At 71.5% G+C, this 21,682-nt stretch carries 21 protein-coding genes; 14 read left to right on the forward strand and 7 right to left on the reverse strand.

Features of this window, described 5'->3' with window-relative positions; all coding sequences use genetic code 11:
• The 3 genes from ACWEVP_RS31200 to ACWEVP_RS31210 are packed head-to-tail and all read right to left on the reverse strand — an operon-like array spanning window position 1 to window position 2,610.
• On the reverse strand, window positions 1-834 hold the full coding sequence (locus ACWEVP_RS31200; RefSeq protein ID WP_452066134.1) for an ABC transporter permease: 834 nt from the start codon (window positions 832-834) through the stop codon (window positions 1-3).
• Window positions 831-1,601, reverse strand: a complete 771-nt coding sequence (locus ACWEVP_RS31205) for an ABC transporter permease (RefSeq protein WP_452066135.1) — start codon at window positions 1,599-1,601, stop codon at window positions 831-833. Before ACWEVP_RS31205 ends, ACWEVP_RS31200 begins: the two co-directional genes overlap by 4 nt.
• Window position 1,602: 1 nt before the next feature.
• Entirely contained in the window at window positions 1,603-2,610 is a 1,008-nt protein-coding gene (locus ACWEVP_RS31210; RefSeq protein ID WP_452066136.1) for an ABC transporter substrate-binding protein, read from the reverse strand.
• A gap of 721 nt (window positions 2,611-3,331) precedes the next feature.
• Between ACWEVP_RS31210 and ACWEVP_RS31215 the strand changes: the two genes are divergently transcribed.
• From ACWEVP_RS31215 to ACWEVP_RS31240, 6 genes are all read left to right on the forward strand, one after another.
• Window positions 3,332-6,475, forward strand: coding sequence for a sensor histidine kinase (locus ACWEVP_RS31215; protein WP_452066137.1), 3,144 nt, complete (start codon window positions 3,332-3,334; stop codon window positions 6,473-6,475).
• Window positions 6,476-6,495: 20 nt separating this feature from the next.
• Complete coding sequence (locus ACWEVP_RS31220; protein ID WP_086676266.1) at window positions 6,496-6,957, forward strand: roadblock/LC7 domain-containing protein; 462 nt, start codon at window positions 6,496-6,498, stop codon at window positions 6,955-6,957.
• 25 nt (window positions 6,958-6,982) lie between these two features.
• Window positions 6,983-7,762 (forward strand): DUF742 domain-containing protein, encoded by a 780-nt coding sequence (locus tag ACWEVP_RS31225; protein WP_452066138.1) that lies wholly within the window; start codon window positions 6,983-6,985, stop codon window positions 7,760-7,762.
• Window positions 7,743-8,351, forward strand: coding sequence for a GTP-binding protein (locus tag ACWEVP_RS31230; RefSeq protein WP_003085371.1), 609 nt, complete (start codon window positions 7,743-7,745; stop codon window positions 8,349-8,351). Before ACWEVP_RS31225 ends, ACWEVP_RS31230 begins: the two co-directional genes overlap by 20 nt.
• 367 nt (window positions 8,352-8,718) lie before the next feature.
• Window positions 8,719-9,135, forward strand: coding sequence for a roadblock/LC7 domain-containing protein (locus tag ACWEVP_RS31235; protein WP_364452140.1), 417 nt, complete (start codon window positions 8,719-8,721; stop codon window positions 9,133-9,135).
• A 6-nt stretch (window positions 9,136-9,141) separates the two neighbouring features.
• Window positions 9,142-10,029: a DUF742 domain-containing protein gene (locus ACWEVP_RS31240; RefSeq protein ID WP_452066139.1), complete on the forward strand. Its 888-nt coding sequence runs from the start codon at window positions 9,142-9,144 to the stop codon at window positions 10,027-10,029.
• Here ACWEVP_RS31240 and ACWEVP_RS31245 read toward each other — a convergent pair.
• A complete protein-coding gene (locus ACWEVP_RS31245) occupies window positions 10,026-12,263 on the reverse strand; it encodes a helicase-associated domain-containing protein (RefSeq protein WP_452066140.1) in 2,238 nt (745 codons plus the stop codon). The two genes, ACWEVP_RS31240 and ACWEVP_RS31245, sit on opposite strands and share 4 nt — an antisense overlap.
• Before the next feature lie 89 nt (window positions 12,264-12,352).
• On the opposite strand from ACWEVP_RS31245, the gene ACWEVP_RS31250 reads away from it, so the two are divergent.
• From ACWEVP_RS31250 to ACWEVP_RS31270, 5 genes are all read left to right on the forward strand, one after another.
• Entirely contained in the window at window positions 12,353-12,532 is a 180-nt protein-coding gene (locus ACWEVP_RS31250; RefSeq protein ID WP_372670264.1) for a hypothetical protein, read from the forward strand.
• Between the two features lie 105 nt (window positions 12,533-12,637).
• Window positions 12,638-14,029 carry a malic enzyme-like NAD(P)-binding protein gene (locus ACWEVP_RS31255; RefSeq protein WP_452066141.1) on the forward strand — a complete coding sequence of 464 codons (1,392 nt, stop codon included), beginning with the start codon at window positions 12,638-12,640 and terminating at the stop codon, window positions 14,027-14,029.
• A 75-nt stretch (window positions 14,030-14,104) separates the two neighbouring features.
• The gene (locus ACWEVP_RS31260; RefSeq protein WP_452066142.1) at window positions 14,105-15,601 is read left to right on the forward strand and encodes an alpha/beta hydrolase; all 1,497 of its coding nucleotides are present in this window, start codon (window positions 14,105-14,107) and stop codon (window positions 15,599-15,601) included.
• Window positions 15,598-16,068, forward strand: a complete 471-nt coding sequence (moaC, locus tag ACWEVP_RS31265; RefSeq protein WP_452066143.1) for a cyclic pyranopterin monophosphate synthase MoaC — start codon at window positions 15,598-15,600, stop codon at window positions 16,066-16,068. Before ACWEVP_RS31260 ends, moaC begins: the two co-directional genes overlap by 4 nt.
• Entirely contained in the window at window positions 16,065-16,985 is a 921-nt protein-coding gene (locus tag ACWEVP_RS31270) for a molybdenum cofactor biosynthesis protein MoaE (protein WP_452066144.1), read from the forward strand. The genes moaC and ACWEVP_RS31270 overlap by 4 nt, the downstream gene beginning before the upstream one ends.
• 127 nt (window positions 16,986-17,112) lie before the next feature.
• Here ACWEVP_RS31270 and ACWEVP_RS31275 read toward each other — a convergent pair whose 3' ends face one another.
• The 3 genes from ACWEVP_RS31275 to moaA form a co-directional block, all read right to left on the reverse strand.
• The gene (locus ACWEVP_RS31275; protein ID WP_452066145.1) at window positions 17,113-17,742 is read right to left on the reverse strand and encodes a transglycosylase family protein; all 630 of its coding nucleotides are present in this window, start codon (window positions 17,740-17,742) and stop codon (window positions 17,113-17,115) included.
• A 776-nt stretch (window positions 17,743-18,518) separates the two neighbouring features.
• The gene (locus tag ACWEVP_RS31280; protein ID WP_452066146.1) at window positions 18,519-18,779 is read right to left on the reverse strand and encodes a MoaD/ThiS family protein; all 261 of its coding nucleotides are present in this window, start codon (window positions 18,777-18,779) and stop codon (window positions 18,519-18,521) included.
• A gap of 1 nt (window position 18,780) precedes the next feature.
• On the reverse strand, window positions 18,781-19,788 hold the full coding sequence (moaA, locus tag ACWEVP_RS31285) for a GTP 3',8-cyclase MoaA (protein WP_452066147.1): 1,008 nt from the start codon (window positions 19,786-19,788) through the stop codon (window positions 18,781-18,783).
• Between the two features lie 151 nt (window positions 19,789-19,939).
• Between moaA and ACWEVP_RS31290 the strand changes: the two genes are divergently transcribed.
• From ACWEVP_RS31290 to modA, 3 genes are read left to right on the forward strand one after another with little or no spacing between them, the layout of a single operon-like run.
• Complete coding sequence (locus tag ACWEVP_RS31290; RefSeq protein WP_452066148.1) at window positions 19,940-20,419, forward strand: MarR family winged helix-turn-helix transcriptional regulator; 480 nt, start codon at window positions 19,940-19,942, stop codon at window positions 20,417-20,419.
• A gap of 33 nt (window positions 20,420-20,452) precedes the next feature.
• Window positions 20,453-20,857 (forward strand): TOBE domain-containing protein, encoded by a 405-nt coding sequence (locus tag ACWEVP_RS31295; protein ID WP_452066149.1) that lies wholly within the window; start codon window positions 20,453-20,455, stop codon window positions 20,855-20,857.
• On the forward strand, window positions 20,854-21,663 hold the full coding sequence (modA, locus tag ACWEVP_RS31300; protein ID WP_452066150.1) for a molybdate ABC transporter substrate-binding protein: 810 nt from the start codon (window positions 20,854-20,856) through the stop codon (window positions 21,661-21,663). The genes ACWEVP_RS31295 and modA overlap by 4 nt, the downstream gene beginning before the upstream one ends.
• Window positions 21,664-21,682: the final 19 nt, after the last annotated feature.

A 21,682-nucleotide genomic window follows, 5' to 3' on the forward strand; every position in this document is an offset into this window, starting at 1 on the left:
TCAGTCGCGGCCGAGGCGGGCCGGCTGCCAGGCCAGCACCCGCCGCTCCGCGGCCAGGAAGATCGTGTTGAAGACGTAGCCGAGGATGCCCAGCAGCACCAGCCACGACCACATGTTCGGGAAGTCGAAGTCCTGCTGGGCGTTCAGCAGCGACCGCCCGATGCCGTTGTACGCGCCGACCAGCTCGGAGACCACCATCAGCAGCAGCGAGATGGACAGGCTCACCCGCAGCCCGGCGAAGATCTTCGGCGCCGCCGCGGGCAGCACGACCATGCCGATCCAGTACCGCTGGGGGGTCCGGAACGACCGCGCCGTCTCCACCTTCACCTGGTCGACCGACCGGACGCCGTCGACCGCGTTGAGCAGCACCGGCCACACCGCGCCGAAGATGATCGACCCGATCTGCATGCCCGAGCTCAGCCCGAACAGCACCGCGAACACCGGGATCAGCGTGGGCGGCGGGATCGAGCGGAAGAACGCGAACAGCGGGCCGACGTAGTCCATCGCCGTCTTGGACCGGCCGAGCAGCACGCCGAGGACGACCCCGACGACCGCGGCCAGCGCCCAGCCGCCGAGCGTCCGCCCGAGGCTGGGGAACACGTTGTCGAACACCGCGTCGGTGAGGAACAGGTGCGACGCGGGCCCGGTGAACCACAGCTTCGCGGCGGCGGTCGCGATCTCGGTCGGCGGCGGGAAGAACTTGCTGCCGCCGGCCCGGGCGGCGAACTCCCACACGACCACGAGGATCGCGAACAGCAGCCAGTTGCGGACGACGGTCGCGGCACCGCGGGCGGCGCGCCTGCCCACCCGGCCGGAAAGGGTCGCCGTGCTCATGCGATCGCCTCCCGGTCGACGGTGCTCCACCGGAACAGCCGCTTGCCCAGCTGCTCGAGTCCTTCGTTGATCAGGTAGCCCAGCACCCCCGCGACCACGGTACCGGCCAGCACCAGGTCGAACCGGATCGAACCGGTGCCGGCGACCAGGATGAAGCTGCCGAGGCCGACCTCGGAACCGGCGAGGAACTCGACGCTGACGACGGCGATCAGCGAGATCGTCGCCGACAGCCGGACGCCGGTGAAGACGAACGGCGCGGTCTGCGGCAGCGCGACCGACGAGAGCATGCGGAACCGGCTGGTCCCGCACGCGCGTGCGGTCTCCATCAGCACCGGGTCGATCTCGCCCATGCCGTAGATGGTGTTGAACATGATCGGCCACAGCGAGGCGTACACCGCGAGGGTGATCTTCGCCTCCGGGCCGGAGCCGATCACCAGCAGCACCAGCGGCACCAGCGCGGTGACCGGGATGGGGCGGAGGAACTCGACGATCGCGGCGGTGGCCGTGCGCAGCACCGGGACGCTGCCCAGCAGCAGCCCGGCGGGCACGCCGATGGCGATCGCGATCGCGATGGCGATCAGCCAGGCCAGCATGGTCGCGACGATGTCGCGGATGAAGGCCGGGTCGCCCAGCAGGTCCCCGACCGTGACCAGGACGACGCTCGGCGGCGGCGTGAAAGTCTTGCTCACCAGGCCGACCTGGACGACGACCTCCCAGAGCAGGAGGAAGCCGACCAGGCCGGCCAGGCCACGAAGCAGTTTCTTCACGTCAGCTGGTCGCCTGCGGGGCGATCATCGCCGCGGCGTCGACCTTGCTGGTGATGACGCCCATCTGCAGCAGCAGGTCGGGCACCCGCTGCAGGCGCCGGGCGTCCAGAGTGGACCCGTACCCGGGCAGGGTGAGCAGCTTGGCCGTGTCCTCGTCGATCTTCGCGTACTTGACCAGCAGCGGCTCGACCTTCGAGCGGTCGTTGATCGCGTCGAGGGTGGCCTTCTTCATCGCGCGCTGGAAGGCCGCGAGGGTCTTCGGGTTCGCCTGCACCCACTTCGTCGCTGCGCCGTAGCCGGTCAGCGGGAAGTCCTGGCTGGCGCCGGTGTTGATGTCGATGACCGGGGTCGCGCCGGCGATCTTCGCCGCCTGGGAGAGCTGCGGTTCCGGCATGTAGGCCGCGTCGACCTGGCCCTGCTGCAGCGCCGCCGCCATGTTCGGCAGGGGCATCGTGACCCAGTTGACCTTGGTGAAGTCGACGCCGTGGTCCTTCATGACGGACTTCGTGAGGATGTCGGACGCGGTGTTCTTCGCCGTGATCGCGATGCGCTTGCCGGCGAGGTCGTTGACCGTCTTCACCGTCGAGTTCGGCACCGTGACGATCGCGTTGCTCTTGGCGTTGACCGACGTGCCGTCGGCGACCAGCTGGACGTCCGCGGCGCCGGTGCTCTTGGCGACGAAGAACGGCGTGTAGGTCGAGAGCGCGATGTCCGCTTCACCGGAGATCGCCTTCGTCATCGACGCCTGGCCGCTGTTGGCGATGATCTGCTCCACCTCGAGGCCCTCGGCCTTGAAGTAACCGCCGTCCTGGGCCAGCCAGAACGGCGCCAGGTCGGTGGTGGGCATGATCGAGACCTTGATCTTCGACTTCTCCAGGCCGCCCCCGTTCGACGAGGCGCTCGAGTCGTCCGAGCCGAGCGCACTGCAGCCGGTGAGGGCCGTGGCGGCTGCGACGGTGAGGGCGAGCCCGAGCGCGGCGCGGCGAGTGCGAACCCGGCCACTGCTCATGGCGTTTCCAAGCAAGGCCTGCTCCTTGGGTGAAAAAATTGACGGTTGACGGACCGAATCCCGGGGAAGTACGTGACTCATTCTCGGGAGAGTCCCGCGGGCCACTGTAGAGGCGGTGACAGCTCGCTCACAACGGGTGGGATCAATACCCTAGAGGGTGGCGCACGTCACTCATTCGGCCTCTGGTCTAGACCCACTGCTCCACTCGCCGTAGCGGTTCACCCAGCGTAGGGCCTACATCCTGAATATGGGATGACCAGCTGTGTGCCGACTGAGCGAACGCTGTGCAACATCGGGCACGAAGCGTCGGGAGGGTTACATCTTCCCCGGCCGTTCGCTACCCTCTGCACCTGCGGGGAGGTATCAACCTCCGATGTAGTGAGAGAGAGTGCCTGGATGGCCGATCAAGAAGGACCACTTCGGTGTACCAGGGCTCACTGTGCTTTTCCTGAGAGATTCTCCCCCGCAGAGACCACTGCCTGGCCGTGCTCAGCCGCCGTGCCGGTGGGCTGAACCGACCAAACAGACCGATGCAGACCAGCGCAGGGACCCGACCGTGATGCTCGAGCTGAACCGATTCCGTCCGGCCGGACGGGGTTCAGGAACCCCCGTCGAAGACGATCTTTTCACCCGTACGGGTAGCGTCTCGCGCTGGTTCCTGCTGACCGGCCGCCGAGCCGGAACGCCGGGAGCGTGCTGACGAGTGGTTGAGGAGAACGCGATGCGCCCTGGCGGGCGCTGGACCGAGCAGGGTTTCACGAGCACGAACGATGATGGTGGTGCGGCGGTGCCGAACGAAGACGCCGCGGGGGTAGGAGGGGCCCCTGCGCAGTCGCCCGGAGATGCTCCGGGCAGGAAGGCCGGGCTGTTCTCCGGCATGCGCGACTGGCGGCTGCGCTCGAAGCTGGCCGCGATCCTCCTCATCCCGACGCTGACCGCGCTCGTGCTGGGCACGCTGCGCGTAGTCGACGACGCCCGGGAAGCGGCCGAGTTTCAGCGGACGGCCGACCAGGTCGCGTTCGCCGTCAAGGTCACCACGGTGGTCCACGAGCTGCAGAACGAACGCTCGCTGGCCGTCGCGCGGATCTCGTCCAACAACCAGCTGCTGCAGACCGGGCTGGACGCGCAGATCGCCAAGGTCGACCGCGAGGTCACCAGCCTGCGCTCGGCGGCGGCGACCCTCAACTACGACGACCAGGCGACCAAGGACCGCTACACCCGCGGTCTCCAGCGCCTCGACGCCCTGCGTCCGCTGCGGGCGGCGTTCAACACCTCGAGCGGCCTGCCCGACATCACGGTGATGACGGCCTACTCGGGCATCCTCGACTCGCTCATCGAGCTCGGCCGCGAGGTCACCACCGCGGTCACCGACCGGGACGTGCTCCGGCTGGGCACGAGCACGCAGGCGATCAGCGAGGCCAAGGAGTTCACCACCCGCGCCGACGCCGAGCTGCAGATCGCCGCGTTCCGCGGCAACTTCCCCGGCGACCTGCTGGACCAGACGCGCGCCTCGGCCTCCAGCGCGGACGCCTCCGTCGCCTCGTTCCTCGCGAACGCCGACGACGACCAGCGCCAGCTCTACAACGACACCTACTCCGGCCCCGAGGTCGACGACCGCCGCCGGATCCAGACCGCGGCGTTCGCCTTCGCCCAGCAGGGTGATGCCCCGAGCATCGACACCACCGCGCTCGGCAAGGACAGCACCGTGTCGGCGGACAAGCTGCACGCGGTCGAGTCGAACCTGCTGGCCCAGCTCAAGACCCGGGCCGACGACCTGGCCACGCAGGCGGTCAACTCCGCGTGGATCGGCGGTGCCGTGGTGCTCGCCGCGCTGGCCGCCGCGATCGCGCTGATGCTCGTCGTCGCCCGCCTGATGCTGCGCCCGCTGCGGGTGCTGCGGAAGAGCGCGCTGGACGTCGCCTACACCCGGCTGCCCGAGACCGTGCAGGCGATCCTCGACGACCCGGACCCGGTCGGCGCCTCCAAGAAGGCCGTCCAGCCGGTGCCCGTCACCTCCCGCGACGAGATCGGCGAGGTCGCGCGGTCGTTCGACATCGTCCACGAACAGGCCGTCAAGATGGCCGCCGAGCAGGCCCTCCTGCGCGAGAACGTCAACGGCATCTTCGTGAACCTCTCCCGGCGGTCGCAGCGGCTGGTGGAACGCCAGCTCGGCGTCATCGACCGCCTCGAGGCCGACGAGCAGGACCCGGACCACTTGGCCAGCCTGTTCGAGCTCGACCACCTGGCCACGCGGCTGCGGCGCAACGGTGAGTCCCTGCTGGTGCTCTCCGGCGCCGGCCTGGCCAAGTCGGTGCCCAAGCCGGTGCCCGCCGCCGACGTCATCGGCGCCGCGGTGTCGGAGATCGAGCAGTACGCCCGGATCGAGGTCGGCATCGTGCCCGACGTCGCGGTCCAGGGCCTCGCGATCCACGACCTCGTGCACGTCCTCGCCGAGCTGCTCGACAACGCGACCTACTTCTCCGAGCCGGAGACGAAGGTCATCGTCCGGGCCGTGGTGACCCGCCGGAAGGCGCTCGCCATCCAGGTCACCGACCACGGTGTCGGCATGAGCGACGAGCAGCTGACCCAGGTCAACTCGCGCCTGGCCGAGCCGCCGGACCTGGACGTGTCGGTGACCCGGCGAATGGGTCTGTACGTGGTCTCGCGCCTGGCCAAGCGCCACGGCATCGAGGTCCGGCTGCGCGAGAACGAGGACATCGAGGGTGGCGTGATCGCCCGCGTCGTCGTGCCGGCCGAGCTGCTCACGCCGCTGCGCCCGGGCATGGCGCGGCAGACCCCGCCGCCGGCGAACCGGTCCGAGACGTCGATGTCGCTGCCGAGCATCCCGATCCCGGCCGCGCGCTCGGACTTCGACCAGACCCAGACGCACACGCCGGTGCCGCCCATGGCGCCGCCGCCGCCACCACCGCCACCGCCGGCCCCCGAGCCGGTGGCGAACCAGGGCGGGCTGGTCCCGCTCGACCAGCCGATCAGCCTGGACGACCTGGTCAGCGGCGGCCGCGCGGCGGGCCCGTTCCTGTCGCCCGAGCTGCCGAAGCCCGAGGCGCCGGCCTGGCCGACCGCCGAGGACCTCGCGCCGCTGGCACCGCAGGCGAACGGCGACGGCGCCAGCTCGCGGGCGGGTGACACGCAGTTCGCCCCGCTGGTCCTGCCGAAGCGCGAGCCGAAGTACGTGCCGCCGGAGGAGCCGCCACCGCCGCCACCGCCGCCCGCGGCGGAGGTCGGGTCGTCGGCTCTCGAGGACGATGTACCCACCCGGCGGCTGCCCATTTACCAGTCGGTGCTGTCACGCTGGTTCAGTGAGGGCGACGACTCGGCTGCCGACCCGGTGCAGCCGCAGAGCGAGGGTGAAGACCCGAACCTGCCGCCCCTCACCGGCTCCGACGAGCCGGCGGCCGAACCGGCCGCGCGGCGCCAGGAGCACGTCGACGAGCTGCAGCCGACCGCCGCGACCCGGCACCCGCTCCTCCCCGCCGACGACGGCTGGCACAGCGCCTCCGACGACGGCTGGCAGGCGGCGCAGTCGCTGCTGGAGTCCAAGAACGAGGAGATCACCCCGGCCGGGCTGCCCAAGCGCGTCCCGAACCAGTACCTGGTCCCGGGGTCGATCAGCAGTCCTTCGGTCGAAGCGCCGGCGCAGAACAGCTTCGCGGACAACACCGCGGGGATGCCCGGAACGGGTGCGATCACCCGCTCGGCGTCCGCGGCGCGGAGCCGGATGGCAAGCTTCCAGCGGGGCTACACCTCGGGACGGCACGCCTTGAAGGAACTCCCGGCCGAAGACCAGCTGGAAAGCAGCAGGGTGCCGGGGCGTGGCAACACCACAGACAGCAGTGAGGAGTGAAAGTGACACGGGCGGGTGCAATGCAGCCGGGTGGCTCCGCGCAGCCGAACGGCCAGGCGCATGCCAAGGCGAACAATGCCGGCAGCTTCGCTTGGCTGATCACGGATTTCGTGCACCGGGTGCCCGGCGCGGCCCACGCGGTCGTGGTGTCGGCCGACGGCCTGCTCCTGGCGGCTTCGCGTGGCTTGCCGAAGGACCGGGCGGACCAGCTGGCCGCGGTGGCGTCGGGGCTCACCAGCCTCGCGCGCGGCGCGGCCAAGGTGTTCGAAGGTGGCACGGTCGCGCAGACCGTCGTCGAGATGGCCAACGGCTTCCTCTTCCTCATGTCGGTTTCCGACGGTTCTTGCCTGGCGGTCCTCGGTTCGCCGGAGAGTGACATCGGCTTGGTCGTCTACGAGATGACCCTGCTGGTGGAGCGGGTCGGCCAGCAGCTGACTCCGGAGATGCGGGCGCAACTGCAGGGTGCGGCGATCCGCCGCTGAGGACCCGGGAACCGAGGAGAGAGCCGTGGACGACGGGCGCTTGAGGGGCGATGGCCGGCTCGGTGACGACTTCTCCGGTGGGTGGTCCGAGCACTCGGACGACGGCCGGGAGGACTGGCAGTCGTTCCGGGACCGGGTCGACCGCGAGTGGCGGTCGCGCCGGGTGCAGGCGTCCGACAGCGACCCCGTGCGGGAACCGCCGAACTGGCTGACCGACAGCAATGCCGGTCAGGAGCCGATCCGGCCGATCGCGGGGACCGGTGAGTACCGCGACCGGCTGCTCGGCGGACCGGGTGCGGAGCTGTTCGGCGGGTCGAGCGGGCCGCTGTACGACGCGCGCGACTTCGCCGCGTACAGCACCGAGCGCGACTTCGGGGCGGGGCCGGACTCCGGTGAGCTGGCCGCGGCGCTGCCGCAGCAGGCCCACCAGGAGTACGTCGACGCGCCGCCGCCGACGGAGATGGAGACGTCCGGCCTGGTCCGGCCGTACTTCCGGACCCGGGGGCGGACGAAGGCGACGCTCGACCTGGCGATCGAGGCGCTGATCTCGACCAGCGAACAGGGCCGGATGCTCGACCGGGTCCGGGTGCCCGAGCACCGGTCGATCTGCGACCTGTGCCTCGACACCCGGTCGGTGGCCGAAGTGGCGGCGCTGCTGCGCCTGCCGCTCGGCGTGGTGCGGGTGTTGATTGGTGACGTGGCGGGCCTCGGGCTGGTGCTGGTGCACTCCAGCAGCCCGACCGTGGGCGACCGCCCGAGTATCGAGTTCATGGAAAGGGTGCTCAGTGGGCTTCGGAGAATTTGACTCCGACGCGAACGCGCCGCAGGTGACGGGTCCGACCTCGTCGGCCAAGATCGTGGTCGCCGGCGGGTTCGGTTCGGGGAAGACAACGCTGGTCGGGGCGATCTCCGAGATCGACCCGCTGACCACCGAGGCCATGATGACCGAGGCGAGCGTCGGACACGACGACACCTCGGCCACGCCCAACAAGACCACCACGACCGTGGCCATGGACTTCGGGCGCATCTCGCTGGACTCGGACCTGGTGCTGTACGTCTTCGGCACGCCGGGTCAGCACCGGTTCTGGTTCATGTGGGACGACCTCGCGGTCGGCGCCATCGGGGCGGTCGTGCTGGTGGACACGCGGCGGCTCGCCGACGCGTTCCCGTCGATCGACTTCTTCGAGAACCGGAAGCTGCCCTACGTCGTGGCGATCAACTGCTTCGACCGGCTCCTGCACCACCAGATCGAGGACGTCCGGCACGCGCTCACCATCGCGCCGTCGGTCCCGATCATGGCGTGCGACGCGCGTGAGCGCGAATCCGCCAAGCAGGTGCTGATCTCCGTCGTCCAGCACGCGATCGCGCACGATACGGCGCTGCGCGCGGGCTGAGGGTATGACGCCCCGGAGCGGATGCGGCCGTTGGAGTGAACTCCACGGGCTTCACCCACTTCGGGGAGCGTTGCCGCCGTCCGGAGGACGGAACGGCGGCCGCTGTCCGGTACCCGTGACGGCGCGGCCCGCCGTCCGCCGGTCTGACCTGCGCGGACAGGCCGCCGAAGTGGGTCGGGGGGTGAGCTCCGCCCGCGTCGCCCGGACCGGGCCGGCGCGGAGCGCGGCCGGGCGCACACGTAGGGTGCGCAGCGGCCGGCCGGTGGTCGACTCGACACTTCCGGCGGGGCGAATACGCTTGAGCGTGGGCCGTGCCGGCCACTCCGGAGTGCGGCGCGCGGCGTCGCAGGAGCAAGGAGGGGCAGTAGTGACGGCTTCCGGCCAGGGTTCGTTCGGCTGGCTCATCACGGACTTCGTGCGCCGGGTACCCGGCGCCGCGCACGCCGTTCTGGTGTCCGCGGACGGGCTGCTCCTGGCGCCGTCGGAAGGGCTGCCCCAGGAACGCGCCGAGCAGCTCTCGGCGGTCGCGTCCGGGCTGATCAGCCTGACGCAAGGTGCCGCGCGCTGCTTCGAGGCGGGCGGCGTCAACCAGACCGTGGTGGAGATGGAACGCGGCTACCTGTTCCTGATGTCGGTCTCGGACGGTTCGTCGCTGGCGGTGCTCGCCGCGCCGACGTGCGACATCGGCACGGTCGCGTACGAAATGACGCTGCTCGTCGAGCGCGTGGGCCAGCAGATCACCCCCGAGCTGCGCGCGCAGCTGCAGGGCGGCGTGCGTGGGTAGGACAAGATGAGGATTTCGGGATTCGACGATCCGGACTCCAGCGGCTGGGACGCGCTGCACCGCGGCACCGAGCGCGAGGGTTTCGATTCGCCCAGCAAGTTCGACATGTCGACGCTGTCGATGATCATGCCCAAGCGCAAGCCGGCGCGCCCCCAGCCGGACCCGCAGGGCTACACCGACGAAGACACCCGCGAGTGGGGTTCGTCGTCCGACGACGACTACGACGACGACGGTTACGACCCCGCCGAGCCGGAGTGGCAGGACGAGGAGCGCTACGAGCCGGAGCCCCCGCCGCTCGAGCCGGCCTGGACGCCTCCGCGCGGCGCCCGCCCGCAGGCCCCGCCGCGTCCGCCCGCGCCGCCGGGCCCGCCGGCGCCCCGGCCGCCGGCACCGAGACCCCCGGTGTCCAGAACGCCGGCGGCGCCCCCGCCGTCGTGGGCCCCGCCGATCGACCCGCGCACCGGCTGGACGCCCCCGCCGGACCCGGAGACCCGCTGGATCCCGCAGCCCGAGCCGTGGGAGGAACCGGCCCGCGTCGCGGCGCCCGTCGCCCCGTCGGGGTCGCGGGTCCGCCCGTACACGCGCACGGGCGGCCGCACGAGGTCCGACCACAACCTGGCCCTGGAGGCCCTGGTCTCGACGTCCGACGACGGCCGCCGCTACCGCGGCGTGCGGTCGGTCGAGCACCGCCGCATCTGCGACCTGTGCCTGGACACGCGTTCGGTGGCCGAGATCGCGGCGCACCTGCGGCTGCCGCTGGGCGTGGTGAAGGTGCTGGTGGGTGACATGTCCGACATCGGGCTGGTTCTGATCCACCAGACGGAGCTGATCCTCGGGGACCGCTCGTCCCGCGAGTTCATGGAGCGCGTCCTGGCCGGCCTGCGGGCGCTCTAGTCTTCGACCAGCGCCGCGGACGTGATGCGGTGCAGGGAGTACCGCTCGTTGTTGTCGCCTTCGAGGATGCCGCCGCCGACGCGGATCGGGCGGACCACTCGCTGGCTGGCCGTCCCGCGCGAGTCGACGAAGCCGATCCACACCTCACGCCGCTCCAGCGTCGCCCGCGACAGCAGTTCCAGCGTCGCCGAGGTGTCCGCGCCGCCGCCCACCGGTGCCCGCACCGCCGAGCCCCGGCGTCGTGCGGACGCCGCGTCCCCGGCGCGCAGGTTCGAGACGATCCGGGCCGCCTGGTCCGGCGTCAGCACCGCCTGCTCACCCGGGCTGCGCTTGGGCCCGCGCGCCTTGGCCGGGAGCCGGCGACCGCCCGGGCGGATGTCGACGACCCGGCCGTCCGGGCCCTCCGCCGCCGGGGCGAACCCCGCCGCGCGCAGCCCGGCCAGTACCTCGTGCAGCGGGTCCGGGCTGACCACGACCGTCGGGGCGATCAGGCGCAGGTCGTGCTCCGCCGCGACCGGGTTGGCCAGCACTTCCGCCAGCAGCGCCTCGTCGTCGCACCGCAGGAACGACGCCGCCGCGCCGCCGCGCAACCGGCCGTGCCGGCGGGCGACGTCGTCGACCAGGTAGCTCAGCGCCTGCGGGACCGGCGTCGCGGACTTCTTCTTGAACAGCGCGTGCAGCTCGTCCGCGGTCCGGCCGGTGTCCAGCGCCCGCCGCACGGACGCCTCGGTGATCCGGTAGACCGTCGCGTGCCCGGCCGATTCGACGTCCGCCACCGCGGCCATCTCCGTCGCCAGCTCCGGCTCCAGCGGTCCCGGCGCGACGACCGTGAGGTCGGCCTGCAGCAGCACGTGGTCCACCGGCGCCGGCAGTGCGTCCAGGATGGCTTCGACGGCGCCCGGGCGGTCGTCGGCCAGCAGCGCACGCGTCGCGGTCGTGACACCGCCGAGCCCGACGAGCCCCAGCGCGGACGCCTCGGCCATCGTCCACCGGACGGTCTCGTCCCGCAGCCGCCCGCCGCGCCGCGGGGCCCGCCAGGCCAGCACCGCGACGAGCTCGTCGACGCTCTTCACGCCGGCGCCCTCGGGCAGGTCGGCCAGCGCCGAGAGCACCCGCCGTCGGGTGACCGGCGCCAGCGGGCGGCGCAGGTCCTCCGACAGCGGTGCGATCGGCTTGTCCTTCGCGTCGCGCCCGCCGGCCATCCCGGGCAGCCGCGGCAGCTCCAGCCACGCCTGGGCGAGCGTCATCCAGCGCTGGGCGGTCGGCGACGCGAGCCACGAGTCGGTCAGCGTCGTCGGCACCCACTCGGGCGCGGTCGTCTCGCTGTCCGCGACGAGCCCGGCGCCGACGGCCAGCTCGGCCAGCAGCACCGCCTGGGTCTCGTCGATCTCGAGGTCCTTGGCCAGCTTCTTCAGCTCGCGCACGCCGAGCCCGCCCGACTTGAGCACCGGCGGCGGAGACGCCGACCACGAGCGCAGCAGGGATTCGGTGTGGCGCAGGAACTCCATCGCCTCACCGGCCGCCGCCTTGTCCAAAGTGGACGTCTGGTGCGGGTGGACCGGCAGCGCGGGTTCGGTGAGCGCGCCCGGGGCGAAGACGCCGCCGCGCACCGCGATGCCGAGCTCGCGCGGCAGCTCGACGGTCTGGTCGTCGCGGCGCAGCAGCAGCCCGCGCGCCAGCAGCTTCTGCACCGGGGTCGTGGCCTTCTCGAGCGTCAGGTCGAGCCCGGCGTCGCGGGTGCGGCCGATGGGCGGGCCGGCGGCGAGGGCGTTCAGCACGCCGCGTTCGTCTTCGGGCAGCTCGGCGAGCCGCGCCGCGAGGTCCTCGCCGGCGAGCGACGGCGACGAGGCGCCCAGCCCGGCCGGGAACGGCCCGAGCGCCTCCCGGACCGCGGGCGGCACGCGCAGGGCGTCGTCCGGGCCCCAGGCCAGCGCCCGCGCGCGCAGCCGGGCCAGCGGCGCGGTGACGTCGGCGCCGACGAGCCCGGTGACTTCGGCGACGGGCACCGGGTCGCGGTCGGCGCCGGCCAGCAGGCACGCTTCGAGCACGGACAGGGTGACCGTGTCGAGGTCTTCGCAGGCGCGCGCGACCGAGCCCGGTGTGCCGGCGCGGGTGGCCAGCACCGTGCTGTCGGAGGGCGGCGGCGTGGACAGGTCGCGCCGCGTGCGGAGCAGCTCTTCGAGTGCGGCGTCGGACTCCGCGCGCAGCCAGTCCGCCAAGGAGGTCGCGGGCATAGAAGGCCAGGATACCGGGCGGTTGCGCCAGTCCGCCCGGGCTCGGGCAGACTGTGTGGCGAGAACGTGGATCGGCTGTGGAGGACGTTGTGGCCAAGGGTGAGAAGAAGAACAACGGCATCGACCCGACGTGGCCGGGCGAGGCCGGCGAGCACCCCGTGACGGAGCTCGCGTCGGACCGCCAGGGCTCGCTGTCGCCGTTCGGTGACATCACGTTCCCGCTCGACTCGGTGCCCTACGTGCACCCGGAGACCGAGATCAACCGCTAGCAGCATAGTTACTGGTCAGTACCGGTATCGGCCCCTCGTGAGGGCGGTCACGGGAGTAGGTTCGCTCCCGTCCTGCCCGACCTTTCCCATGCGGGGGTAAGTGCCATGCCGGTTCCCGGTCCCGGATACTCGATCACCGTCCGGGTCGAGGCCCCGGCCTCGTCCAGCGCGGCCGGCGACCTCACCACCGCCGTAGGGCGCGTCGGCGGCGTCCTGACCGCGTTCGACGTCGTCGAGTCCCACTCCGACTCGATCGTGGTCGACATCAGCGCCAACGCGCTGTCGGAGAACCACGCGAACGACATCACGCAGACGCTGGACTCGCTGCCCGGCGTCAAGGTCCGCAAGGTCTCCGACCGGACGTTCCTGATCCACCTCGGCGGCAAGATCGAGGTCACGCCCAAGGTCGCGCTCCGCAACCGTGACGACCTCTCCCGCGCCTACACCCCGGGTGTCGCGCGCGTCTGCCAGGCGATCGCGAACAACCCCGAGGACGCGCGCCGGCTGACCATCAAGCGCAACACCGTCGCGGTGCTCACCGACGGCTCCGCGGTCCTCGGCCTCGGCAACATCGGCCCGGCCGCCGCGCTGCCGGTGATGGAGGGCAAGGCGGCGTTGTTCAAGAAGTTCGCCGACGTCGACGCGTGGCCGGTCTGCCTGGACACCCAGGACACCGAAGAGATCATCATGATCGCCAAAGCGCTGGCGCCGGTGTACGCGGGCATCAACCTCGAAGACATCGCCGCGCCGCGCTGCTTCGAGATCGAAAAGCGCCTGCGCGAGCAGCTCGACATCCCGGTGTTCCACGACGACCAGCACGGCACCGCGATCGTCGTCGTCGCCGCGCTGCGCAATGCCCTGCGGGTGGTCGGGAAGAGCATCGAGGACTGCAAGATCGTGGTCAGCGGCGTCGGCGCGGCCGGGTCCGCGATCATCCGCCTGCTGCTGCACAAGAACCCGGCCGACATCGTCGCCGCGGACATCGACGGCGTCGTCCACTCCGCGCGCGGCAACCTCGACGACAACCTGGCCTGGATCGCGTCGCACACGAACAAGCAGCAGGTCAGCGGCACCCTGCACGAGGCGCTGAACGGCGCGGACGTGTTCATCGGCGTCTCCGCGCCGAACCTGTTCGGCGCCGAGCAAGTCGCCACCATGAACAAGGACGCCGTCGTCTTCGCGCTGGCCAACCCGGACCCGGAGATCGACCCGCTGGAAGCGCAGAAGCACGCCGCCGTCGTCGCGACCGGCCGCAGCGACTTCCCGAACCAGATCAACAACGTCCTGGCGTTCCCGGGCGTCTTCCGCGGCCTGCTGGACGCGCACGCGCACAACATCGACGACTCGATGCTCCTCGCGGCGGCCGACGCGATCGCCGACGTCGTCGACAACGGCAAGCTCAACGCCTCGTTCATCGTGCCGAGCGTGTTCGACAGCGCGGTGGCGCCGGCGGTCGCCGAGGCCGTGCGGAAGGCCGTGCGCGCCGAGCAGGGCTGAGTCGCGCTTTCGGCGGACGACCGGACTCCTCCGTCGTCCTAGGCTGACTCCCGACACGGTTGGGGGGAAGCCGGAATGCGGAGGATTTCGCTCGTCGCGGCCGTGGCCGTCGTGGTGGCCTCGGTGGTACCGGGTGCCGCCGAGGCGGCGCCCGGCGGGCTCGCGTGGGGCGCGTGCCCGGCGGACGTCACCGCGCCGGGCCTGGAGTGCTCGGCGCTCGACGTCCCGCTGGACTACCGGAAACCGGGCGGCCCGCGGATCCAGGTCGCGCTCTCGCGGCTGAAGAGCGCGCACCCGGGCCTGCGTCGCGGCGTGCTGCTGACCAACCCGGGCGGCCCCGGCGGTCCCGGCCTGAACCTGCCGGGGCTCCTCAAGCTCGCCGGGCTGCCGCAGAGCGTCCTGGACGCCTACGACATCATCGGGTTCGACCCGCGCGGCGTGGGCCACAGCACGCCGGTGACCTGCGATCTGGCGCCCGCGCAGCAGGTGAGCAACGTGCCGCCGTACGCGCTGAACCCGGCCGACGTCGCGGCGCGCGCGGAGTACGCGAAGGGGATCGCGCGGCAGTGCGGCGCTTCGCGGACGGCGTGGCTGCTGCCGTACGTCACCACGGCGAACACCGCCCGTGACATGGACCGCATCCGCGCCGCGCTGGGCGAGCCGAAGCTGTCGTACTACGGGATCTCGTACGGCACCTACCTCGGCGCGGTGTACACGACGATGTTCCCGCGGCGCGGCGACCGGATCCTGCTCGACAGCAACGTCGGCCCGGGCGGCCTCGACGTCACCGGCTCGCGGATGTTCGCCCAGGGCTTCGAAGACCGGTTCCCGGACTTCGCGGAGTTCGCCGTGGCGCACCCGGAGTACGCGCTCGGCACGACCCCGGCCCAGGTGCGGGCGAAGTACTTCGACCTGGCGGCGCGGCTGGACGCCGCGCCGAACCCGCAAGGCGTCGACGGCAAGCTGTTCCGGCAGATCACGTTCGGCATGTTCTACAACGACGCGACCCTGCCGTACCTGGCCACGGCGTGGCACGCGCTCGACACCGGGCAGCCGGTCCCGCCCCTGCCCGGCGGCGCGATCCCCGGCATCGAGAACCTGCTGTCGAGCCAGCTGTACGTGGTCTGCGGCGACTCCGACTGGCCGGAATCGGTGGGGACGTACCAGAAGAACGTCGCGGTCGACCGGGTCCGCCACCCGATGTTCGGCGCGGCGGCGGCCAACGTCTGGCCGTGCGCGTTCTGGCCGTCGGACCCGGTGGAGCCGCCGGTGCGGATCGGCGACCGCGGCCCGTCGGACGTGCTGCTGCTGCAGAACCTCCGCGACCCGGCGACGCCGCTGGCGGGCGCGCTCCGGCTGCGCCAGGCCTTCGGATCCCGGGCCCGGATGGTCACCGCCGACCAGGGCGGCCACGGCGTCTACTTCAACGCCAACACGTGTGCGAACGACGCGGCGACGGCGTTCCTGGCCACCGGCGTCCGCCCGGCGCGGGATCTCGCCTGCGCGGCGGAACCGGCCCGGGCGGTGCCCACCGCCGGGCTGCGCGTGCTCGGAAGTAGCCTCGGCATGTGAGTGAACTCAGCCACGTCGACGAGACCGGCGCCGCCCGGATGGTCGACGTCTCCGGCAAGACCGCCACCGCGCGCACCGCGCTCGCCGCCGGCACCGTGCGGACCACCGCCGAGGTGCTCCGGCTGCTCGCCACCGACGGCCTCCCCAAGGGCGATGCCCTCGCCACCGCGCGCATCGCCGGGATCATGGGCGCCAAGCGCGTCCCCGACCTGATCCCCCTGTGCCACCAGATCGCGCTGTCCGGGGTCAAGGTCGAGTTCGCCCTCGGCGAGGCCGAGGTCGGCATCCGCGCGACCGCGAAGACCACCGACGTCACCGGCGTCGAGATGGAGGCGCTGACCGCGGTCGCCGTGGCCGGGCTGACGCTGCACGACATGATCAAGGCCGTCGACCCGGCCGCGACGCTGGACGACGTCCGCCTGCTCCGCAAGGACGGCGGCAAGACCGGGACCTGGGAGCGGCCGTGAAGCGCACCGCACGCGTGATCGTGGCGTCCAACCGCGCCGCGAAGGGTGTCTACGAGGACAAGACCGGCCCGGTGATCGTCGCCTGGCTGGCCGGGCGCGGCTACGACGTGCCGGCCCCGGTCGTCGTCGAGGACGGCGACCCGGTCGGGGTCGCGCTGCGGGCCGCGCTGGCCGACGACGTCGCCGTCGTGCTCACCACCGGCGGCACCGGCATCTCGCCGACCGACCGCACCCCGGACGTCACGCGCGCGGTCCTCGACCACGAGCTGCCGGGGGTCGCGGACGCGATCCGCGCGGCCGGGCTGCCCAAGGTGCCGACGGCGGTGCTCTCGCGCGGCGTCGCGGGCGTGGCGGGCCGGACCCTGGTCGTGAACCTCCCGGGGTCCAGCGGCGGCGTGAAGGACGGCCTGGGCGTGCTGGACGGCATCCTGGACCACGCGGTCGACCAGCTCGCCGGCGGCGACCACCCGCGGCCGGCCGCCACGGCGGTTCCGGTGCGCGTGGCGCGGGCCCTGGTGACCGAGGAGACGCTGTCGGTCGAGGAGCACGCGCGGCTGGTCGAGGACGACGCGGCGGGCGCGGTGGTGACGTTCGCCGGCGTGGTCCGCGACCACGACGGCGGCAAGGGCGTGCGTGACCTGACGTACGAAGGCCACCCGAGCGCGGGTGACGTGATCGCCGAGGTCGTGGCCGATTTGTCGACGCGGTGGGCCGGCGTCCGCGCGGTGGCCGTGAGCCACCGCGTCGGTCACCTGGCGATCGGCGACGTGGCGCTGGCGTGCGCGGTGGCGGCCGAGCACCGCGGCCAGGCGTTCTCGGCGTGCTCGGACCTGGTGGACGAGGTGAAGGCGCGGCTGCCGGTCTGGAAGCACCAGCACTTCACCGACGGCACGGACGAGTGGGTCAACTCGCCGTAACCGCCGAAGACGCCGGCGGCCGCGCCCGCCGGCGAACGCCAAAGCCCTCCACCGCCCGGGGGATCGGCGGTGGAGGGCTTGGCAGTCACGGCTCGAGGCCGGACTTACGCATCGCTGCGCGAGATCGTCACTTGGTGGCGATCTTCTGGCCGACGAGGATCAGGTCCGCGTTCGGGATGTACTTCGCGTTCAGCTCCTGCAGCTTCTGGTAGCCGCCCTGGACGTTGAACTGCTTGGCGATCTTGGACAGGGTGTCGCCCGCCACGACGGTGTAGTCACCAGCCGGGTTCGAGGACGCCACGCCGGTCGCCGCCGGAGCCGCCGCCACCTTCGGGGCGGTGGTCTTCTTCGGGGCGGTCGACTTCTTGGTGGTGGTGGTCGACTTGTGGGTGGCCTTGGGGGCCGACGAGCCGCCGCCCTTCTTGCCACACACCGGCCACGCGCCGATGCCCTGACCCTGCAGGACGCGCTCGGCCACGGCGATCTGCTGCTCGCGGGACGCGTTCTGCGGGCTGCCGGTGCCGCCGTAGGCCTTCCAGGTGCTCTGCGTGAACTGCAGGCCGCCGTAGTAGCCGTTGCCGGTGCTGGTGCTCCAGTTGCCGCCGCTCTCACACTGCGCGATGGCGTCCCAGTTGGTCGCCGACGCGGGGGTCGCGGCGATCGCGAGGGGAGCGCCGACCGCGATGCCCGCGATGGCGACGCGAGCGACGGTGCGGGTGGCAGCGGACATCTTGCGGTGCTTGCCTCGGTAAGACATTTGGATGCTTCTCGGTTTTCCTGCGCCTACGAGCTGGTGCTGAGGGTCAGGATCGGGGTCCTGGCGCCGGCCGTCTCAGGCCGGCGGGCGAGTCCGACGCACGGCGCGTCTTCGTCGTCCCCTCGTCCCTGTCCGGAAATGCTTTCGCTCGGGGTATGGGTCCGGGGATCCGTTGGACAGGGCTAGGCGCTACGGATTCCCGGTCGTGCTGGTTGGTCGGGGCCAACCGAAAAGCGACGGTACGTAACGAGAGCCGTGATCGGAAATTATTCGGGGCGTGACCTACGTCACAGTAACGACACGCAACCCCCGTCGATGTGGGTGTTTGCGCAGGTCAGCGGGCCGTTATCTGCCCGTTTCCTTGCCGAGATAAAACACGGATCGTGAGGCTTGGATCACGTGTTTTGCGCAGCGAATGGGCCATTGGCGACGCCCGGTCGCCGATTGAAGCGCGCATCTTATGACTGCTCGCCGGACGGCGCCAGACTTGACAAGAGTGCCTCATGTGCCCCTTGAGTCACAACAGTCCCACCTGTTCGTGGGGTTTGGCGACACCGCCGGAACCGTGCGGATCCGTGCGGACGCCCGGTTGAGGCCACGCACCGCGACGGAGCAGGCGAAACGCGTCACCGGAAGGCGTGGTCGCGGAGCGGGATCAGCTTCTCGCGAACAGCCGGAATTGATGACGCGCCACGCCGGGGCGGAAACGCGGTTCGCCGAGCGGTCGGCGGCGACGCGTGAGCGGTCGCCTGTCTACAGGAAGGGCGAAGCCGGGCTCAGCCGCCCGCGAAGGGCGGGAGGACGTCCAGTTCGGAGCCATCGCGCAACGACCGGGCCGGGTCCCGCACCGCTACCCCGTCGAGCAGGTAGCTGGCGGCGTCGAGGACCCGCGGCAGCCCCGCCGGGTGCAGCCGCCGCAGCTCGGCCACCGCGTCGGCCACCGAAGCGCCCGCCGGGAGCTGGACCTTCTCCTCTTCTTCGCCCGCCGCGGCTCGCGCCGAGGCGAAGTACCGCACCACGATGGTCAGAGTCGACATCTCAGCCGCCGATCGCGCTCATCGGCCGGATCGGCTGCGCGAACCCGGCGTCGTTGATCTCGTGTCCGGCGAGCTTGCCCCACATGGTCGCCCGCCACGCGTCCGCGATCTCTTCATCGCGCGCGCCCGCGCGCGCGAGAGAGCGCAAGTCCGTCTCGTCGTTGCTGAAGAGGCACGAGCGCACCGCGCCGTCGGCCGTCAGGCGCGTCCGCTCGCACGCCGAGCAGAACGGCCGGGTCACCGACGCGATCACGCCGACGTCGCCGGGTCCGCCGTCCACCAGCCAGCGCTCGGCCGGCGCGCCGCCGCGGGCGGCCGGGAACGGCGTCAGCGTGAACGACTCGCCGAGCATCTGAAGGATCTCCGCCGCGGTGATCATCTCGCCGCGGTTCCAGCCGTGCTGGGCGTCCAGCGGCATCTGCTCGATGAACCGCAGGTGGTAGCCCTCGTCGAGGCAGAACTTCAGCAGTGGCACGGCTTCGGTCTCGTTGACCCCGCGGATCAGCACGGCGTTGACCTTCACCGGCGTCATCCCGGCGTCCCGCGCCGCCGCGAGGCCCGCGACCACGTGCGAAAGCCGGTCGCGCCGGGTGATCGTCTTGAACGTCTCGGGGTCGACGGTGTCGAGCGAGACGTTGATCCGGTTCAGCCCGGCCGCCGCGAGCCCGGCCGCGCGCTTGGCGAGCCCGATCCCGTTGGTGGTCATGGACAGCCGCGGCCGCGGCTCCAGGGCCGTGACCCGCGCGATGATGTCCTCGAGGCCCGGCCGCAGCAGCGGTTCGCCGCCGGTGAGCCGGATGTCGGTGACGCCGAGCTGCTCGACGGCGATCCGCATCAGCCGGACCAGCTCGTCGTCGGTCAGCACCTGCTCGCCCGGCATCCAGTCGAGGCCCTCCGCGGGCATGCAGTAGGTGCAGCGCAGGTTGCACCGGTCCGTCAGGGAAACCCGCAGATCGGTGGCCACCCGGCCGAAGGTGTCGATGAGGTGCGGGTTCTCGGGCCTGGGCACGCGAGATGACCCTCGTGTACCGGGGACGCGAGGAAACCCGAGATCCACTGCTGTCATTACGCACAGAGTAGCTCCGGAACGCACGATCCCGTCGTGCCAAGTAGGATCCTTTGCCGAGTGAGTGGTTCAGTTGCCGAACTAACGAGGGCCTGTGACGGAAAAGACTTACCCGGTCACCGAAGAGGAGCTCTTCCGCTTCGCGGAATTGGGTCGCGCGGGCAGCACGTTCACCGTCCTGCGGCACGCGCGGATCGCCGAGCGGATGGGTCTGTCCGGCACCGACCACAAGACGTTCGACCTGGTCATCCAATCGGGCGGACCGTTGACCGCGGGCCGGATCGCCGAGCTGACGGGCTTGTCCACCGGCGCCGTGACCGGCGTCATCGACCGGCTGGAGAAGGTCGGCCTGGTCCGCCGCGTGCGCGATCCCGAGGACCGGCGCAAGGTCCTCGTCGAGGTCGTGCCGGGGGCTGCCGAGCGCTTCGCGCCGCTCTTCGAGTCGGCCTTCGACACGCTCCGCGAGACGCTGGCGCAGTTCTCCCCGGCCGAGCGAAAAGCGATCGAGCGTTATCAGAATGTCATCCTCGAACAGCTGCGCGCCGAGGTCATGCACAATTCGCGCCCCGCGTAGCTTTTCCTCAACTGCGGAGATAATGTCAGCGGCATGCCGCAATTTCGGTTGTCCGAGGCCGCGCGCCTGCTCGGCGTCAGTGACGACACCGTCCGGAGGTGGGTGCGCGCGGGGCAGCTGACCGCGACCGACGACGCCGCCGGCCGCAAGGTCGTCGACGGCGCCCAGCTCGCGGGCTTCGCCCGGGCACAGGCCTCGGGCCCCGAGGACCCCTCCGCCGTCGGCCGCTCGGCCCGCAACCGGTTCGTCGGGCTGGTCACCGACGTCATCGCCGACAAGGTGATGGCCCAGGTGGAACTGCAGTGCGGGGCACACCGCGTGGTGTCCCTGATGAGTACGGAAGCCGTCCGCGAGCTGGGCCTGCGCCCTGGGGTGCTCGCGGTCGCGGTGGTCAAAGCGACCACTGTTGTGGTGGAGACACCGGAAGGAAGTCGATGAAGAAGCTTGCTCTTGCTGTAGCGGCTGTTGCCCTGTTCGCGGGCGCGTGCAGCAGCTCGGACGAGCCCAGCACGCAGACCGGCGGCGCGTCGGTCACCGCGCCCGCGCCCAAGGGCGGCGGCGACGCCGGATCCGGCACGCTCACCGTGTTCGCCGCCGCGTCGCTCACCGAGTCGTTCACCGCGCTCGGCAAGGAGTTCGAGGCCCAGCACCCCGGCGTCACCGTGAAGTTCAGCTTCGCGGGCTCGTCCGGCCTGGTCCAGCAGCTGACCAACGGCGCCAAGGCGGACGTCTTCGCCTCGGCCGACCAGGCCAACATGGACAAAGCGGTCCAGGGTGGCGTGATCGACGGCCAGCCGACGGTCTTCGCGACCAACAAGCTCGCCATCGCGGTCGCGCCGGGCAATCCGAAGGGGATCAAGTCCTTCGCCGACCTGAACAAGGCCGGCCTGACCGTCGTGACGTGCGCGCCGCAGGTGCCGTGCGGCTCGGCGGCCAAGAAGGTCGAGCAGAGCACCGGCGTCACGCTCAAGCCGAAGAGCGAGGAGCAGGACGTCAAGCAGGTGCTGAACAAGGTCGCCTCCGGCGACGCCGACGCGGGCCTGGTCTACGTCACCGACGCCACCTCGGCCGCGGGCAAGGTCGAGAAGGTCGACTTCCCCGAGGCGTCCGGCGCGGTCAACAGCTACCCGATCGCCGTGGTCAAGGGCGGCCAGAGCGCGCTGGCCAAGCAGTTCGACGACTTCGTCCTCGGCACCGAGGGCAAGGACGAGCTGACGAAGGCCGGGTTCGGCCCTGCGCAGTAAGCGGCTCTCCAGCGGCCGG

The organism is Amycolatopsis sp. NPDC003865 (assembly GCF_053605345.1).

What these genes read in the sequence shown, in the direction of transcription:
- ACWEVP_RS31200 (WP_452066134.1), bottom strand. Translation starts at nt 834, where the DNA reads ATGAGCACGGCGACCCTTTCCGGCCGGGTGGGCAGGCGCGCCGCCCGC.
- ACWEVP_RS31210 (WP_452066136.1), bottom strand. Translation starts at nt 2,610, where the DNA reads ATGAGCAGTGGCCGGGTTCGCACTCGCCGCGCCGCGCTCGGGCTCGCC.
- ACWEVP_RS31215 (WP_452066137.1), top strand. Translation starts at nt 3,332, where the DNA reads ATGCGCCCTGGCGGGCGCTGGACCGAGCAGGGTTTCACGAGCACGAAC.
- ACWEVP_RS31220 (WP_086676266.1), top strand. Translation starts at nt 6,496, where the DNA reads ATGCAGCCGGGTGGCTCCGCGCAGCCGAACGGCCAGGCGCATGCCAAG.
- ACWEVP_RS31240 (WP_452066139.1), top strand. Translation starts at nt 9,142, where the DNA reads ATGAGGATTTCGGGATTCGACGATCCGGACTCCAGCGGCTGGGACGCG.
- ACWEVP_RS31245 (WP_452066140.1), bottom strand. Translation starts at nt 12,263, where the DNA reads ATGCCCGCGACCTCCTTGGCGGACTGGCTGCGCGCGGAGTCCGACGCC.
- ACWEVP_RS31255 (WP_452066141.1), top strand. Translation starts at nt 12,638, where the DNA reads ATGCCGGTTCCCGGTCCCGGATACTCGATCACCGTCCGGGTCGAGGCC.
- ACWEVP_RS31260 (WP_452066142.1), top strand. Translation starts at nt 14,105, where the DNA reads ATGCGGAGGATTTCGCTCGTCGCGGCCGTGGCCGTCGTGGTGGCCTCG.
- ACWEVP_RS31275 (WP_452066145.1), bottom strand. Translation starts at nt 17,742, where the DNA reads ATGTCTTACCGAGGCAAGCACCGCAAGATGTCCGCTGCCACCCGCACC.
- ACWEVP_RS31280 (WP_452066146.1), bottom strand. Translation starts at nt 18,779, where the DNA reads ATGTCGACTCTGACCATCGTGGTGCGGTACTTCGCCTCGGCGCGAGCC.
- ACWEVP_RS31295 (WP_452066149.1), top strand. Translation starts at nt 20,453, where the DNA reads ATGCCGCAATTTCGGTTGTCCGAGGCCGCGCGCCTGCTCGGCGTCAGT.
- modA (WP_452066150.1), top strand. Translation starts at nt 20,854, where the DNA reads ATGAAGAAGCTTGCTCTTGCTGTAGCGGCTGTTGCCCTGTTCGCGGGC.